The sequence below is a fragment of the Jeotgalicoccus sp. ATCC 8456 genome, assembly GCF_016313225.1.
In the GTDB taxonomy this organism is placed as follows: Bacteria; Bacillota; Bacilli; order Staphylococcales; family Salinicoccaceae; genus Jeotgalicoccus; species Jeotgalicoccus marinus.
Genome location: NZ_CP066224.1, coordinates 1,467,408 through 1,483,160, shown reverse-complemented (window position 1 = coordinate 1,483,160; position 15,753 = coordinate 1,467,408). Strand labels below are relative to the sequence as shown.

13 protein-coding genes and 1 pseudogene are annotated in these 15,753 nt (G+C 37.9%); 7 read left to right on the top strand and 7 right to left on the bottom strand.

The genetic code is table 11. The annotated features are described in order from the left end of the window. Positions 1-10: 10 nt before the first annotated feature. The 6 genes and pseudogenes from rsmG to rpmH all read right to left on the bottom strand — a co-directional run bounded on the left by rsmG (position 11) and on the right by rpmH (position 5,474). A complete protein-coding gene (gene rsmG / locus JEM45_RS07640; protein ID WP_026867097.1) occupies positions 11-724 on the bottom strand; it encodes a 16S rRNA (guanine(527)-N(7))-methyltransferase RsmG in 714 nt (237 codons plus the stop codon). Then, positions 721-2,591: pseudogene (mnmG, locus tag JEM45_RS07635) on the bottom strand (tRNA uridine-5-carboxymethylaminomethyl(34) synthesis enzyme MnmG). The gene rsmG and the pseudogene mnmG overlap by 4 nt, the downstream one beginning before the upstream one ends. 33 nt (positions 2,592-2,624) lie before the next feature. Then, positions 2,625-4,001, bottom strand: coding sequence for a tRNA uridine-5-carboxymethylaminomethyl(34) synthesis GTPase MnmE (mnmE, locus tag JEM45_RS07630; RefSeq protein WP_026867095.1), 1,377 nt, complete (start codon positions 3,999-4,001; stop codon positions 2,625-2,627). A 13-nt stretch (positions 4,002-4,014) separates the two neighbouring features. Next, positions 4,015-4,869, bottom strand: a complete 855-nt coding sequence (gene jag, locus JEM45_RS07625; protein ID WP_166626405.1) for an RNA-binding cell elongation regulator Jag/EloR — start codon at positions 4,867-4,869, stop codon at positions 4,015-4,017. A gap of 15 nt (positions 4,870-4,884) precedes the next feature. After that, complete coding sequence (gene rnpA / locus JEM45_RS07620) at positions 4,885-5,220, bottom strand: ribonuclease P protein component (RefSeq protein WP_026867093.1); 336 nt, start codon at positions 5,218-5,220, stop codon at positions 4,885-4,887. Positions 5,221-5,336: 116 nt separating this feature from the next. Continuing rightward, a complete protein-coding gene (gene rpmH / locus JEM45_RS07615) occupies positions 5,337-5,474 on the bottom strand; it encodes a 50S ribosomal protein L34 (RefSeq protein WP_026867092.1) in 138 nt (45 codons plus the stop codon). A 435-nt stretch (positions 5,475-5,909) separates the two neighbouring features. Between rpmH and dnaA the strand changes: the two genes are divergently transcribed. The 6 genes from dnaA (at position 5,910) to gyrA (ending at position 14,557) form a co-directional block, all read left to right on the top strand. After that, on the top strand, positions 5,910-7,250 hold the full coding sequence (gene dnaA / locus JEM45_RS07610) for a chromosomal replication initiator protein DnaA (protein WP_198687223.1): 1,341 nt from the start codon (positions 5,910-5,912) through the stop codon (positions 7,248-7,250). A 167-nt stretch (positions 7,251-7,417) separates the two neighbouring features. Further along, entirely contained in the window at positions 7,418-8,551 is a 1,134-nt protein-coding gene (gene dnaN, locus JEM45_RS07605) for a DNA polymerase III subunit beta (RefSeq protein WP_026867090.1), read from the top strand. Positions 8,552-8,744: 193 nt separating this feature from the next. After that, the gene (yaaA, locus tag JEM45_RS07600; protein WP_370545354.1) at positions 8,745-8,963 is read left to right on the top strand and encodes a S4 domain-containing protein YaaA; all 219 of its coding nucleotides are present in this window, start codon (positions 8,745-8,747) and stop codon (positions 8,961-8,963) included. Then, complete coding sequence (gene recF / locus JEM45_RS07595) at positions 8,960-10,063, top strand: DNA replication/repair protein RecF (protein ID WP_026867088.1); 1,104 nt, start codon at positions 8,960-8,962, stop codon at positions 10,061-10,063. Before yaaA ends, recF begins: the two co-directional genes overlap by 4 nt. A gap of 14 nt (positions 10,064-10,077) precedes the next feature. Beyond that, a complete protein-coding gene (gyrB, locus tag JEM45_RS07590) occupies positions 10,078-11,997 on the top strand; it encodes a DNA topoisomerase (ATP-hydrolyzing) subunit B (RefSeq protein ID WP_026867087.1) in 1,920 nt (639 codons plus the stop codon). 16 nt (positions 11,998-12,013) lie between these two features. After that, positions 12,014-14,557, top strand: coding sequence for a DNA gyrase subunit A (gene gyrA, locus JEM45_RS07585; RefSeq protein ID WP_198687222.1), 2,544 nt, complete (start codon positions 12,014-12,016; stop codon positions 14,555-14,557). Between the two features lie 107 nt (positions 14,558-14,664). Here gyrA and JEM45_RS07580 read toward each other — a convergent pair whose 3' ends face one another. Continuing rightward, positions 14,665-15,120: a DUF2975 domain-containing protein gene (locus JEM45_RS07580; RefSeq protein ID WP_198687221.1), complete on the bottom strand. Its 456-nt coding sequence runs from the start codon at positions 15,118-15,120 to the stop codon at positions 14,665-14,667. Positions 15,121-15,256: 136 nt separating this feature from the next. Here JEM45_RS07580 and hutP point away from each other — a divergent pair, with 136 nt between their 5' ends. Continuing rightward, complete coding sequence (gene hutP / locus JEM45_RS07575; RefSeq protein WP_026867084.1) at positions 15,257-15,700, top strand: histidine utilization transcription antiterminator HutP; 444 nt, start codon at positions 15,257-15,259, stop codon at positions 15,698-15,700. Positions 15,701-15,753 lie beyond the last annotated feature (53 nt).

Sequence of the window (15,753 nt, the reverse complement as noted above, 5' to 3'; positions counted from 1 at the left end):
CCACCACCCTTTATTTTAATGGGGATTTATTTGGAGTTCCCGGTTTTCTCGGATATTTCTTAGGTGTCTTTCTGATCTTATCAATGACCAGAATATAACGCTGACTCTCTTCTTCTGGCAAGGTAAGTTGATGAGTTTCTTTTAATGAACCACCTAAGAGGTCAAGCGCAAACTCTGCATCAAGGAGTTCTTCTTTGGCCTTCTTACCTTTCATCACTATAAACTGCCCACCTGTTCTCACTAGTGGTAAACATAACTCTGCTAAAACATTGAGCTCTGCAACCGCACGGGCAGTTACAACATCAAACATGTGTCTTGGTCCGTGTTGGCCAAAAGTCTCTGCTCGGTCGTGAACTAAATGCATTTTATCGAGACCAAGTACGGCAGTCAATTCATTTAAAAACGTAATTCTTTTATTTAACGAATCAACGATTGTCACTTTTAGGTCTGGACGAATAATCTTCATCGGAATGCTTGGAAATCCTGCACCTGCTCCGACGTCACAAATACTCGCACCTTCTTCTATATCCGCATAAAACAGCGGTGTAATTGAATCATAGAAATGTTTTAAATACACTTCTTTTAGCTCAGTGACAGCTGTTAAATTAATTTTTTTGTTCCACTCTACGAGCAATTCAAAGTACGTTTTAAACTGTCCAATTTGTACGGTTGAAAGTTCAATACCTTGATCTTTTAATTTATTAATGAATTCTGTTTCATTCATGAGCCAGTCCTCTTCACATTTCCTTGTTCAATGTAGACAAGTAAGATTGAAATATCAGCTGGATTTACACCTGAAATTCTAGATGCTTGGGCAATGTTTAAAGGCTTAACTTCTTTGAGTTTCATTCGTGCTTCTGTTGCCAATGAGTTCACTGCATCGTAATCAATATTTTCAGGAATTTTCTTATCTTCCATACGTTTCATCTTATCGACTTGTTGCAAGGATTTCTTAATATAACCATCATATTTTATTTGGACCTCAACTTGTTCATACTCTTCTTGTTTAAGAGTGATGTCTTCAGAGAGTATCTCCATGATTGACTCATAGTCCATCTCTGGACGACGTAGTAAATCAGCAGCTAGAATACCATCTTTAAGTGCTGTACCGCCGCGTTGTTCAATAATACTTTGAGTATGCGCATTTGGTTTGATACGCACTTTTTTCAGACGGTCTAATTCAGCTTCAATATTTGCTTTTTTCTGATTGAATCTAGCAAATCTTTCTTCTGAAATTAACTTATGGTCATAACCAATTTCAGTTAGACGCATATCAGCATTATCATGACGCAGTAGTAAACGGTGCTCGGCACGAGACGTTAACAAACGATATGGCTCATTCGTACCTTTAGTGACTAAGTCATCAATTAAGACACCAATATAAGCATCAGTACGGCTTAAGATTAATTCTTCTTGACCAAGTAATTTGTTCGCAGCATTGATTCCTGCAATAAGTCCTTGGCCAGCAGCTTCCTCATAACCACTTGTTCCATTAATTTGACCAGCAGTATATAGGTTTTTAATTTTCTTTGTTTCTAAAGTTGGCCATAATTGCGTTGGTACAAGTGCATCGTACTCAATGGCATAACCTGCACGCATCATACGTGCATTTTCTAAACCTGGGATACTTTTCACCATATCACGTTGAACATTTTCAGGCATACTCGTTGATAAGCCTTGAACGTAAACCTCTTTAGTATTACGACCTTCTGGTTCTAAAAAGATTTGGTGACGTGGTTTATCGTTGAATCTAACGACCTTGTCTTCGATTGATGGGCAATATCTTGGACCTGTACCTTGAATGACACCTGAGTACATTGCTGATAAGTGAAGATTTGCTGTAATAATTTCATGTGTTGTTGCTGACGTATATGTTAACCAGCATGGGAGTTGATCTAAAATAAATTCAGTCGTATCAAAGCTGAACGCTCTCGGAACATCATCACCTGGCTGAATCTCAGTTTTACTGTAGTCAATAGAGTCTGCATTGACTCTCGGTGGTGTTCCTGTTTTAAAGCGAATAATTTCGAAACCTAAATCCTTGAGTTGGTCTGCTAAAGCCAAGGAAGGAATTTGGTGATTTGGACCACTTGAATATTTAAGATCACCTAGAATAATTTCTCCACGTAAAAATGTACCTGTTGTGATGATGACAGCATCACCTTCATAAACAGTACCAATATTCGTTTTCAAGCCACGAATCTCATTGTCTTCAATAATCAATTCGTCAACTAGCCCTTGAAGAATATCTAAGTTTGGTTCATCTTCTAGAACTGATTTCATTTCTTGCTGATAAAGTACCTTATCTGCCTGTGCACGAAGTGCTCTGACTGCTGGTCCTTTACCAGTGTTTAACATACGCATTTGGATGTGTGTTTTATCGATTACTTTAGCCATTTGCCCCCGAGAGCATCAACTTCACGTACGACGATACCTTTAGCGGGTCCACCGACTGATGGGTTACATGGCATGAATGCGATGTTATCGAGATTGATGGTCAACATTAATGTTTTAAGACCTTTACGGCTTGCTGCGAGTCCCGCTTCGACACCTGCATGGCCAGCTCCGATAACAATCACATCATATTTCATATTTCCGGTCATTATTTTACCTCCTGTTTAATTTTATTTTCCTAGACAGAACTGACTAAATAGCTTATCTATCAGTTGTTCTGAAACATCTTCTCCGATGACCTCTCCAAGGAGTTCCCAAGTTTTAATCAGGTCAATCTGAATAATATCCACGGGCACGTCAATTTCTGCAGAAGAAATTGCGTCACCAATTGAAGTTTTCGCTTGTTCTAATAAGTTAATGTGACGATTGTTAGATACATATGTTGAATCTGCAGATGAAATACTACCATCAAAGAACATTCTTTGAATTTCATTCTCAAGATCATCCACACCTTGGCCATTTATAATAGACGTTTTGATGAGTGGAATATCGAAATGACTTTCTAAGTAGTCAGTATCTAGATTTTGTTCTAAGTCTAGTTTATTGATGATACCGATAACTTTTTTATCATCCACTGTTTCTAGGAGCTCTATATCTTCTGGTGTAAGCTCATCATTATTATTCATGACATACAAGATTAACTCTGCATCTTTTAACGCTTCACGAGATCGTTCCACACCTATTTTTTCAACAATGTCATCCGTTTCACGAATCCCTGCAGTATCGACGAGTTTTAATGGAATACCGTTAACGTTTACGTACTCTTCTAAAATATCACGCGTCGTTCCCGCAACATCCGTCACAATTGCCTTGTTATCTTGAATGAGATAGTTAAGTAAAGAGCTTTTACCGACGTTAGGTTTACCAATGATGACCGTGCTCAAACCTTCTCTTAAGATACGGCCTTCCGCACTAGATTTTAACAACTTACCAATCTCTGACTCTACCTTTTTGGCTTCAGATAGGAGGAAGGACGTTGTCGCTTCTTCTACATCATCGTATTCAGGATAATCTATGTTCACTTCGACTTGAGCCAATATATTTAATATACTTTGACGTAACGATTCAATATATGTTTTCAAACGTCCTTGAACTTGTTGGTTGGCTACTTTTGATGCTTGGTCAGTTTTAGATCGAATGAAATCCATGACCGCTTCAGCTTGAGACAAATCAACTCGTCCATTTAAAAAGGCGCGCTTTGTGAATTCACCTGGTTCAGCCATTCTTGCACCGTGGTTTAAAGTCAGTTGAAGCACACGATTAACCGTGTGAATCCCACCATGACAGTTAATCTCAACGATGTCCTCACGCGTATAAGTTTTCGGTGCACGCATGACTGCACACATGACCTCTTCAACTGTTTCATTGGTAGTAGGATCAACAATATGACCATAATTTATAGTGTGTGAATCGACTTCACTTAGTTTTTTTACGCCGCTGTACAGACGATCTGCAATTTCAATCGCATCTACACCTGACAAACGAACGATAGCAATCGCCCCTTCACCGACTGGGGTGGAGATGCTTGAGATCGTTTCAAATTGCACTTTAAAAACTCCTTTATTTCTTAATAATCACGATGGCGCGTCTTGGCTCTTTTCCTTCTGAATAGGTATCTATTCCCTTTTCACGACTTAAGGCATGGTGCATAATTTTTCTTTCATTCGCTGGCATCGGTTCAAGTCTTACTTTTTCATGAGTACGCCTTACCTTATCCGCCATGTTCAAGGCCAATGCTTCTAAAGTTTCCTTACGTTTACTTCGGTAATCACCGACATCCAGCTCTACTCTGTTATAGCTTGGATAGACTATATTTAAATAATTTTGTGCAAGTTCTTGAAGTGCATTTAAAGTCTGCCCACGCTTACCAATAATCTTTGCAGGGATATCCGCATCAAAATTTAAGTGAATCGTCGACTTCTTCACCTTCATTTGAACCGTGTTCTCGACGCCCATACCTGAAACTATTTCCGAAATATAAAGCGATGTTTTCTCACCAGCTTCAGTGAGTGCTTGGTGCTCTTTATTTTTCGGTTTTGATTCTTCAATAATTGGCTCAATTTTAGGTCGTTCATGCTGCTCATCATCTGCTAATTCTTGAACTGCTTCAGTCTCTTCAGGCTGATTTTCTTCATGTGGCTCGACTACGTCATCTGTTGTCCGCTCTAAAGCGCTATCTGCTTCAACATGTTCGTTTTCGCGTGCTGAAATCATTGCTTCAATAGATTCATAGGATTTTAGTTCCGGGTTGATAATCGTTAGTTTCACTTCAGCCTCACGCTTACCAAAACCTAAAAAGCCAGCCGAACCACTATCCAACACTTCTATTTTAATGTCGTCTTCGCTAACACCGAGTTCCTCTAATCCTTTTGTTACAGCATCATTGACCGTCTTTTCAGTATAAATTCTGTACATATACTAACCCCCGTATTATTTCATACACCTGGCTATTTTTAGGACATGTAAGAGTGATTTTTCCATTTCATGATAGTTCATATCCTTAACAGGATTACGAGCGATCACTACATACTCTAATGGCATAAGTTCATGTTTATGAGTCTGATAAAATGCACGAATGCGACGCTTAATCTGATTTCTTTTTACAGCATTGCCAAGTCTTTTTGACACGCTGATGCCGAGCCTTAAATGTGGCACTTCCTGATTGTCTTTTAAGTACACTACAAACTGCCTGTTCGCAAAGGATTTACCTCGTTTGAAAATCAGCTTAAAGTCCTTCTCTTTCTTAATTCTGAATCGCTTTTTCATCATTAACTACGCTCTTTCATATCTATGATTAATTATTATACTAAAAAGCTTCTATTATATAAAACTTTCGACATTGCGCAAAAAAAAAAGATCATCCTAGTCAGATGATCTAATGGTTATGCAGAAAGAACTTTTCTTCCTTTTCTTCTACGACGCGCAAGAACTTTGCGTCCGTTTTTAGAACTCATTCTCTCACGGAAACCGTGTACTTTAGCACGTTTACGTTTATTAGGTTGATACGTACGTTTTACCATATATGACACCTCCGTCATTTATTTTTTCTCTGTTTTTATATTCTCTTAGAATTGCAACTACTAAAGAATACCAAAAACACGGTGCTTTTTCAACTTTTTATTTGATATTTATTTAGAAGTAATTAATCTTTTCAAGAGATTCTGTGGATAACTTTTAAGTATTATATCACTTATACACAGTTTTTTTAATGAGTTTCCCACTTTTGCACAGGCTGTGTCAGAAATTTTGTGGGAAGCTGTGAAAATTGTGAATAACTCTGAAAAATATTGATAACACAAATTAAATAAGCTATAATTTTACCCGTATCCTTGTGGAAAAGAAGATGGTTTTCTATAGTTATCCACAGATTGTGAATAACCTGTGTAAAGTTTTCTACACCTGTGTAAATGTATTATCCACAGCATGTGATTTGTGAATAAGAGAGGAATTTTTTTATGAGTAGTTTAAATAGTATTTGGGAAAAAGTACTCGAAGAAATTAAAAGCAACCATAATATTCAAAATGTGACATTTCAAACTTGGTTTAAAAATACTGAACTTGTCGATTTGAATACAAGCTATGCTGTCATTAAAGCAGATAGTGATTTTCAGAGAGAATGGTTGAATACGCAGTACAAAAGCATTATCGAAGATAGCATTTATAGCTCTATAGGAGAAAAGGTCACCGTTCAAATTGTCATCAAAGGTGACGAAACTACGCCAATGGTTTCAGAAGAGAAAAATACACAGCAGGAGAGTATTAAGACTACACCAATACACCATGTTCTAAATGAGCAGCATACCTTCGATACTTTTGTCATCGGTAATGGTAACCGCTTCTCACATGCAGCATCTCTCGCAGTTGCTGAAGCACCAGCTAAAGCATATAACCCATTGTTTATATATGGTGGAGTTGGACTTGGTAAAACACACCTCATGCATGCGATCGGTAATTTCGTTTTAGAAAATCGTCCAAATGCCAAGGTGGTCTATCTATCAAGTGAAAAATTCACTAATGAATTCATCAACTCAATACGTGATAACAAAACAGAAGAATTCCGTAATAAATACCGTAATGTAGATGTCCTTTTAATCGACGATATTCAATTTTTAGCAGGAAAAGAATCTACCCAAGAGGAATTCTTCCATACTTTTAATTCCCTGCATGAAAATAATAAGCAAATTGTCATATCAAGTGACCGTACCCCTAAAGAAATTCCTACTTTGGAGGATCGTTTACGTTCACGCTTTGAATGGGGATTAATGACCGATGTCACCCCACCTGACCTCGAGACAAGAATTGCGATTTTACGAAAGAAATGTGAAGAAGAAAATGTTGAGATTCCAAACGAGGCCATGATATATATTGCAAACCATATTCACACAAATATACGTGAGCTAGAAGGTGCCTTAACTCGCGTTGCTGCCTATGCTAAGATTTCCAATCAACCGATGACGCCAGAAGTTGTTTCCGAAGCTTTAAAAGATCTCGTGACAACGACTCAAACCAAGCGCATTACTGTTCAAGATATTCAGCTTGCTGTCAGTGAATATTACGGCATTCATATTGATGAACTATCATCTAAAAAACGGACGAAGTCCATCGCCTTTCCTAGACATGTCGCCATGTATTTATCGAGAGAACTTACCGATAATTCATTACCAAAAATCGGCGAAGTCTTTGGAGGTCGAGATCACACAACCGTTATACATGCACATGAAAAAATTTCAAAGCTCGTTGCTGAAGATGAACTTTTCAACAGTGAACTAAAAGAAATAGAAAGTAAGCTCAATTAAAATAATGTGAATACTGTGGATAAATGTTACACTTGAACCAACACTTTATGCACATGTGGATAAGTTAATACTTAAAGCTTTAACTTAGTTTTCCACAAATTCACAGGGCCTACTATTATTACTGTTATTTTATTACTATATATTTAATAAATAAGGAGTACATACTTATGAAAATTAGTATCAATAGACAATACTTCATCGAACAACTTAATCATTGCTTAAAAGCTATTTCACCTAGAACAACTTTACCTATTTTAAGTGGAATAAAAATCGATGTCTCAGATGATCAAATGGTACTCACAGGTAGTGATTCCGAAATCTCTATAGAAATTACAATACCAACAGAAATAGATAACGAAGAAATTCTAGAAATAGAATCACCAGGTTCTGTCGTTTTAACAGGACGTTTCTTTGTTGATATTATTAAAAAACTTTCCGGTGATTTTGTTGAACTAGAAACCAATGAACAGTTCTCTACTAAAATTACCGCAGGTAAATCAGAGTTTAATTTAAGTGGTCAAGATGCAAACCAATATCCTCTCTTACCAGAAGTTAACGAAGCGGATAGCCTAGTAATGTCTTCAACTGTCTTAAAAACGATTATTAACCAGACAAACTTTGCAGTATCCCTATCTGAAACAAGACCTGTCTTAACTGGTGTGAACTGGTTATTTAAAGATGATCATATTTCATTTACAGCAACAGACTCTCACCGTCTTGCACTTAGAAAATTACTGGATAAAACATTCAACACTGATGCATCAAATGCAATTATTCCAGGTAAGTCTCTATCTGAATTAAGTAAAATTTTGTCAGACTCTGATGAAGATGTCGAAATAAACCTATCACAAAACCAAGTACTCTTTACTTACGGCAATATGAGATTCATTTCTCGATTACTCGAAGGAAATTACCCAGATACAACACGTCTTTTCCCAGAGAATTACGAAACTAAAGTCAATGTAAATAATGCTGAGTTCTATCACGCTATAGACCGTGTTTCATTACTTGCAAGAGAAGGTGGCAACAATGTTATTCGCATGTCAGTAGAAAATGGAAATGTGGAATTGACATCTAATTCACCTGAAGTTGGGACAGTAAACGAAGAAGTTACTGCATCTAGCATTGAAGGTGAGGACATTAAGATTTCATTTAACTCGAAATATATGATGGATGCCCTACGTGCAATTCAATCTGAAGAAGTAACCGTCGAATTTTTCGGTACGATGAGACCATTTACGATTACGCCAAGTGATTCGACTGAAGTTGTGCAATTAATCTTACCTATAAGAACTTACTAGAAAAATAGTTAATTAATTTTTTGACCATGCCTTTTATTTTAAATAAAAGGCCTCTGGTCACTTTTTATTTTTACTAGGTAGGTAAATACCTTTTTGACTTTAAAACGCTCTGTGGGCATCATTTGGCCTGTAAAAGTGAAAAAGTATCAAAAATGTAGTATAATGAATGAGTATGTTCTAGGAGGTTATGTCTATGGAAACAATTCATTTAAACGGTTTGATTACGTTAGGCCAATTTTTGAAACACCAAAACATCATTGGTACGGGTGGCCAAGCTAAATGGTTTTTAAGTGAAAATATAGTGTTTTTAAACGGGGAAGAAGAAAATCGTCGTGGCAAGAAGCTTCATGACGGAGATGAACTCGTCATCGAAGGTATTGGCGAATACAAAATTAAGTATACAGATCAATGATATTAAACAGTATTTCCATAACTCACTTTCGTAATTATGATTCCTTATCTTTAGATTTTCATCCTAAGTTAAATATTTTTATTGGGCCAAATGCCCAAGGGAAGACGAATCTTTTAGAAGCGATATACTTTTTATCACTTGCGAAGAGTCATCGGACATCAAAAGATAAGGAATTAATTCAATTCAATCAAGAAGAAGCTTACATTAATGGGCAAGTGACAACAGAATCATCCAGCATTCCCCTATCGATCAGTATCGGTAAGGGCGGCAAACGAGCTAAGGTAAATCACCTCGAGTCTGCTAAGTTGTCTATGTATATTGGCCATTTAAATACTGTGCTCTTCGCCCCGGAAGACCTCAATATCGTTAAAGGTTCGCCTCAGGTTAGACGTAAGTTTCTTAACATGGAGTGCGGACAAATTTCAAAAGTGTATCTCAGTCATCTATCCAGTTACAACAAGGTCTTAGCTCAAAAGAACCAGTATTTAAAATCTCGTAAGGTCGATGAGCTCATGATTGAAGTACTGAATGAACAGATGGCGGAGCATGCGACGAGAATTATTATAAAGCGCAAGCAGTTTATCGATACGATTGAAAAACACGCATCAAAAATCCATAGAGATATTTCAAATAATAAAGAAGACTTAAAAGTCATTTATAAACCGAATATTAAATATGACAATGAGGATGCAGACGATTTACAACAAGAGATTACAAAGCTTCTCAGTGAAAACTTAGATAAGGAAATTGAACGTGGCACATCGCTCGTCGGACCACATAGAGATGATATCGGTTTTACAATCAATGAGTTCGATGTTCAAACTTATGGTTCCCAAGGACAACAACGTTCAACAGCTTTGTCTGTGAAACTTGCTGAACTTGAGTTGATTAACGAGGAAGTCGGAGAATATCCGGTCTTGTTACTCGACGATGTACTAAGTGAACTGGATGAAGTACGTCAGGCACATCTGTTAACGTCGATTCGAAACAGAGTTCAAACCTTTGTTACGACGACATCAATAAGCGATATCAACCATGCGATTATGGATGATATGCAGCTGTACGAAATAGAAAACGGTCAAATTAAGATCGATGAATAGCGGAAGGTGAGAACATGGCAGAAGAAAATATAGATCAATATGGTGCAAGTCAGATTCAGGTTCTTGAGGGACTTGAAGCGGTTAGAAAAAGACCTGGTATGTATATTGGTTCAACGTCATCCAGAGGATTACATCACTTAGTATGGGAAATTGTCGATAACAGTATCGATGAGGCCCTTGCAGGTTATGCATCTGAAATCAATGTCACAATTGAAAAAGATAACTGGGTTAAAGTGACGGATAACGGTCGTGGAATTCCAGTCGATATTCAAGAGAAGATGGGACGTCCGGCGGTTGAGGTTATCTTAACTGTCCTACATGCTGGTGGTAAATTTGATGGCTCCAGTTATAAAGTGTCCGGTGGACTGCATGGTGTCGGTTCATCGGTTGTTAATGCACTGAGTTCAAAACTTGAAGTGTACGTTCACCTTGATGGGAAAATTCATCATCAATCATATTCACTTGGTATTCCTGATTTTGATTTAAAAGTGATTGGTGAAACTGATAAGACAGGTACAGTCATCCGCTTTAAAGCAGATGATGAAATCTTTACAGAAACGACAGAATACGATTTAGAAATTCTGCAAAAACGTATTAAAGAACTCGCCTTCTTAAACAAGGGTCTGAAAATCAACTTAACAGATGAGCGCGATGAGGAAGCTGTACATTTTGAATACTTGTACGAGGGTGGAATTAAATCATTTGTTGAGGAATTAAATAAGACAAAAGATGCCTTACATGAAGAAATTATCTACATGGACGATGAGAAAGATGAAATCGAAGTTGAAATTGCCATGCAATATAATCATGGGTATACGACAACCCTCCTCACTTATGCGAACAACATTTATACGCATGAAGGCGGAACGCATGAAGATGGCTTTAAACGTGCTTTAACTAAGGTCATTAATAACTATGCAACCAAACAAAATCTAATTAAGTCTACTGATGAAAGACTGTCTGGTGAAGATGTTAGAGAAGGACTAACTGCAGTGGTTTCAATCAAGCACACTGACCCTCAGTTTGAAGGTCAGACGAAGACCAAACTTGGTAACAGTGAAGCGAGATTAATCACAGATCAATTGTTTACTGCTGGCTTTGAGCGTTTCTTATTAGAAAATCCTCAAACTGCTAAAATAATTGTCGATAAAGGAATTAATGCTCAGCATGCTAGAGTTGCAGCTAAAAAAGCACGTGAAATGACACGTCGTAAATCTGCGCTTGAGGTTTCAAGTCTTCCTGGTAAGCTTGCAGACTGCTCAAGTAAAGACCCTGCGAAAAGTGAGTTATTCATCGTAGAGGGTGACTCTGCTGGTGGTTCAGCGAAATCTGGTCGCGACTCTAAGCATCAAGCTATTTTACCGTTAAGAGGTAAGATTTTAAACGTTGAAAAATCACGTCTAGATCGTATTTTAGGCAACAATGAAATCCGTTCTATGGTAACAGCACTAGGTAGTGGTATTGGAGATGAATTTGATATTTCTAAAGTACGTTACCACAAAGTTGTCATTATGACAGATGCTGACGTCGACGGCGCACACATTAGAACCTTATTGTTAACCTTCTTCTTTAGATTTATGAGACCGTTGATTGAACACGGTTATATCTATGTTGCTCAGCCACCACTTTACAAAGTTGAGCAAGGGAAGAAAAAACACTATGTGTATGATGATGAGGCACTCGATGTCCTCCGCAGCACTTTACCGGAAACACCTAAGATCTCAATATCAAGATACAAAGGTCTCGGTGAGATGAATGCCGATCAGCTTTGGGAAACGACAATGGATCCGGAAAATAGAACGTTACTTCAAGTAGAACTGGATGATGCGATTGCAGCTGATCAGACATTTGAAATGTTGATGGGTGATATCGTTGAGCATCGCAGAAACTTTATTGAAGAAAATGCGAGATACGTAGAAAATCTCGACGTTTAAAAAGGAGACTTGAATTATGGCAGACCAAGAAGAAAAATTTCAACAGATTAATATAACGAAAACGATGCGAAGCTCGTTTTTAAGCTATGCCATGAGTGTCATCGTCTCACGTGCTTTACCAGACGTTCGAGATGGAATGAAACCCGTACATCGTAGAATTCTTTACGGCATGCATGACAATGGCATGACTTCTGACAAACCATTTAAAAAATCTGCTCGTATCGTCGGAGACGTTATGGGTAAATATCACCCACACGGCGACTCTTCCATCTATGATGCTATGGTACGTATGGCTCAAGTTTTTTCTTACCGTTACCCACTCGTTCACGGTCAAGGGAACTTCGGTTCTATGGATGGTGACGGGGCAGCAGCAATGCGTTACACTGAAGCAAAAATGAGTAAGATTTCCATGGAACTCATGCGTGATATCAACAAGGATACCGTGGACTTCCAATTGAACTATGATGAGAATGAACGTGAACCGTCTGTTTTACCAGCTCGTTTCCCTAACCTACTCGTCAACGGTTCAAGTGGTATTGCAGTTGGGATGGCAACGAACATTCCACCGCATAACCTACGTGAAGTGACAAATGCAGTCTTAGCACTTGCTGATAACCCAAATGTAACGGCTTCAGAATTGATGGAATTTGTCTCAGGACCAGACTTTCCGACAGCAGGTTTGATTATTGGTAAGAGTGGCATTAAGCGTGCCTATGAAACAGGACGCGGTTCTATTATGATGCGTGCACGTTGTGAAATTGAAGAGATGAAGAATGGTAAAGAACGTATCGTTGTCTCTGAAATTCCATATCAGGTAAACAAGGCACGTCTAGTAGAAAAAATTGCTGAGCTCGTAAGAGATAAGAAAATCGAAGGTATTACAGATTTACGTGATGAAACCAGCCTTAAAGAAGGCGTAAGAATCATTATTGAAATCCGTAAAGATAAGAATGCGAATGTTATATTGAATAATTTATATAAACAGACGCCCCTTCAGACATCATTTGGTATTAATATGCTTGCCCTTGTGAATGGTGAACCGAAAGTACTCAGTCTTAAAGAAGTATTATATTTCTACTTAGAGCACCAGAAAGATGTTGTGACACGTCGTACGAAGTATGAATTAAAACGTGCGCAAGATCGTGCGCACATTCTAGAAGGTCTATTAAAGGCGCTTGATTACATCGACGAAATCATCAAGACGATTCGTGCCTCAGCGACTGATGAAGAAGCGAAGACGAGTTTGATGAGTCAATTCGAATTCTCTGAGCGTCAAGCACAAGCGATTCTCGATATGAGATTACGTCGTTTAACAGGTTTAGAAAGGGATAAAATCCAGTCTGAATACGACGAATTGCTAAAAACGATTGAATATCTAAAAGCAATTTTAGATGATGACAATAAGTTACTTGAAGTTATCAAAGAGGAATTAACAGAGATTCGTGACAAATTCGGTGACGATCGTCGTACAGAAATTACAATCGGTAACATCTCTGATATTGAAGATGAAGATCTTATTCCAAGAGAAAATATCGTTGTCACACTTAGTCATAACAGCTACATTAAACGTCTTCCAGTGGCGACATATCGCGCACAGCATAGAGGTGGTCGTGGTATTCAAGGTATGAATACAGTAGATGACGACTTTGTGAGCCAGATTGTGACGATGAGTACGCATGATTACATCATGTTCTTTACAAATAAAGGTAGAGTATATCGACTGAAAGGATACGAAATTCCTGAGTTATCACGTCAGTCTAAAGGTATTCCGATTGTAAATATGATTGAAATCGAAAAAGATGAATTTATTTCGACGATGATCAGTGTGAAAGACAAAGAAGAGACAGAAGGGTATAACCTACTCTTTGCAACCAAACATGGTCAAGTTAAACGTACAGCACTCGATGAGTTCAAGAGCATAAATAAAAACGGTAAGATTGCGATTCGCTTCAAAGAAGATGATGAATTGCTTGGTGTCCGTTTAACTGACGGTTCTAAAGAAGTTATTCTTGGAACAAGAGACGGTTCCCTTGTCCGTTTTGAAGAAACACAAGTGAGAGAAATGGGACGTACTGCGGCAGGCGTTAAAGGTATTAAGCTCCGTGGAGATGACCAAGTCATTGGTGTAGACGTCCTAGAATCCGGTCAACATGTCTTAGTCGTTACAGACAAAGGTTATGGTAAACTCACTCATGAAGATCAGTACCGTTCCATCAATCGTGGCGGTTACGGTGTTAAAACAGCTCAGCTCAATGATAAAAACGGTAAACTTGTCTTTATCGCATCAGTTGACCGAGATGAAGACATGATGATTGTCACAGAAAAAGGTGTGATCATCCGTTTAACTATCGACACTATTTCAGTGATGAGTCGTAGCACTCAAGGTGTTCGCCTCATTCGTCTTGATGACAATCAAGATGTTGGAACTGTTGCAGTAGTGAAAAGCGAAATCGGTGAAGAAGAATTAGAAGAAGAAACTGACGGAACTGAGGATTCCTTGGAACCTGAAGGCAAGTCAGAAGAAGAATCTGATTCAGCTACTGATTCCGAGGAAAAATAAGATATAGATTGATTAATCCCCCTGTTTTTTTGAAAACAGGGGGATTTTTTGTGTTTAGGGTGTTTGCTGAGCTACGAAAATAAAATGAGTTCGCGTAGAAAGGATACCTACGGAATTTTCTGCAGATCAATCGCCTTAATCAGTATATCTTTCAATACCAATACTAAGAAATAAATAGCGAACGGTATGAATAGTATACCGACGCCAAATAGGACAAAGCCTGGTGCGTCATCAAGGTGAGCGACTGTGACAAAGAATGGCATGAGGCCTAAAGAAATAACGGCAATAGCAAGAATAAGCTTCTGAATACGAGTCATGACCAAGAGTGCACGTGATGTAAATATCTCATCTTTGTCTATAAGTGATAGCATTTGGAACAAGCTAAATATAATCAAGAGACCTAAAATCATATCGATCCACAGAACAGCTGCGAGTAAATATTGAACGAAGAGAATATCAACTTCTGCTGTGAAGAATTGTATACCGATTAAAAATCCGAAAAATAATAGAATGACGACTAAAAAACTTAAGGAGAGTCTTAAGATATTCGTCTTTTTAAACATAGTCATACCCTCTTTCAATAATATAAATAAATTTAGCATTATCGCCCAATCTAAAAAAATATAACATTCTTGTATTCTAAAAATGAAAGCGCTATAATGGATGCAGTTATTAGACATTAGGTAGGTATAAATAGATATGAATCAAAATACTCATCGTGATTTTGGAAAGTTCACTACACTTGTTGCATTGACAGATGAAAAAACAGCCCTAGACATCTTACCTCAGTTTAAATCATTTAAAATCATGACGGGTAAGGTAGGCTCTATGGATTTAAAAAAGGTCATCTCATCGGTAGAAACTGCTGCAAAACGTGGTGATATTATTGATGGTGATATTTACCGAGAAACACACTCACTCTACCATGCGATTCTAGAAGCTTTACAAGGTGTAACTCGTGGAGATCTCAGTGTCGGAGACATCATGCGTACTGTTGGATTAAGTTTTTCAATCGTTAGAGGGAATCCGTACGATAGTGATGATGAGGGTGAATGGCTCGCTGTTTGCTTTTACGGTACCATTGGTGCACCAATTAAAGGTAAGGAACACGAAGCGTTAGGTTTAGGCATTAATCACATTTAAATATTAAGTGTCATAGACATTAGCTAATAGGGACATGAGAATCCAAAGGGATT

Bases quoted from the DNA above. Each gene is read 5' to 3' on its own strand.
- rsmG (WP_026867097.1), bottom strand. From the start codon at position 724: ATGAATGAAACAGAATTCATTAATAAATTAAAAGATCAAGGTATTGAA.
- jag (WP_166626405.1), bottom strand. From the start codon at position 4,869: ATGTACAGAATTTATACTGAAAAGACGGTCAATGATGCTGTAACAAAA.
- rnpA (WP_026867093.1), bottom strand. From the start codon at position 5,220: ATGAAAAAGCGATTCAGAATTAAGAAAGAGAAGGACTTTAAGCTGATT.
- rpmH (WP_026867092.1), bottom strand. From the start codon at position 5,474: ATGGTAAAACGTACGTATCAACCTAATAAACGTAAACGTGCTAAAGTA.
- dnaA (WP_198687223.1), top strand. From the start codon at position 5,910: ATGAGTAGTTTAAATAGTATTTGGGAAAAAGTACTCGAAGAAATTAAA.
- dnaN (WP_026867090.1), top strand. From the start codon at position 7,418: ATGAAAATTAGTATCAATAGACAATACTTCATCGAACAACTTAATCAT.
- yaaA (WP_370545354.1), top strand. From the start codon at position 8,745: ATGGAAACAATTCATTTAAACGGTTTGATTACGTTAGGCCAATTTTTG.
- recF (WP_026867088.1), top strand. From the start codon at position 8,960: ATGATATTAAACAGTATTTCCATAACTCACTTTCGTAATTATGATTCC.
- gyrB (WP_026867087.1), top strand. From the start codon at position 10,078: ATGGCAGAAGAAAATATAGATCAATATGGTGCAAGTCAGATTCAGGTT.
- gyrA (WP_198687222.1), top strand. From the start codon at position 12,014: ATGGCAGACCAAGAAGAAAAATTTCAACAGATTAATATAACGAAAACG.
- JEM45_RS07580 (WP_198687221.1), bottom strand. From the start codon at position 15,120: ATGTTTAAAAAGACGAATATCTTAAGACTCTCCTTAAGTTTTTTAGTC.
- hutP (WP_026867084.1), top strand. From the start codon at position 15,257: ATGAATCAAAATACTCATCGTGATTTTGGAAAGTTCACTACACTTGTT.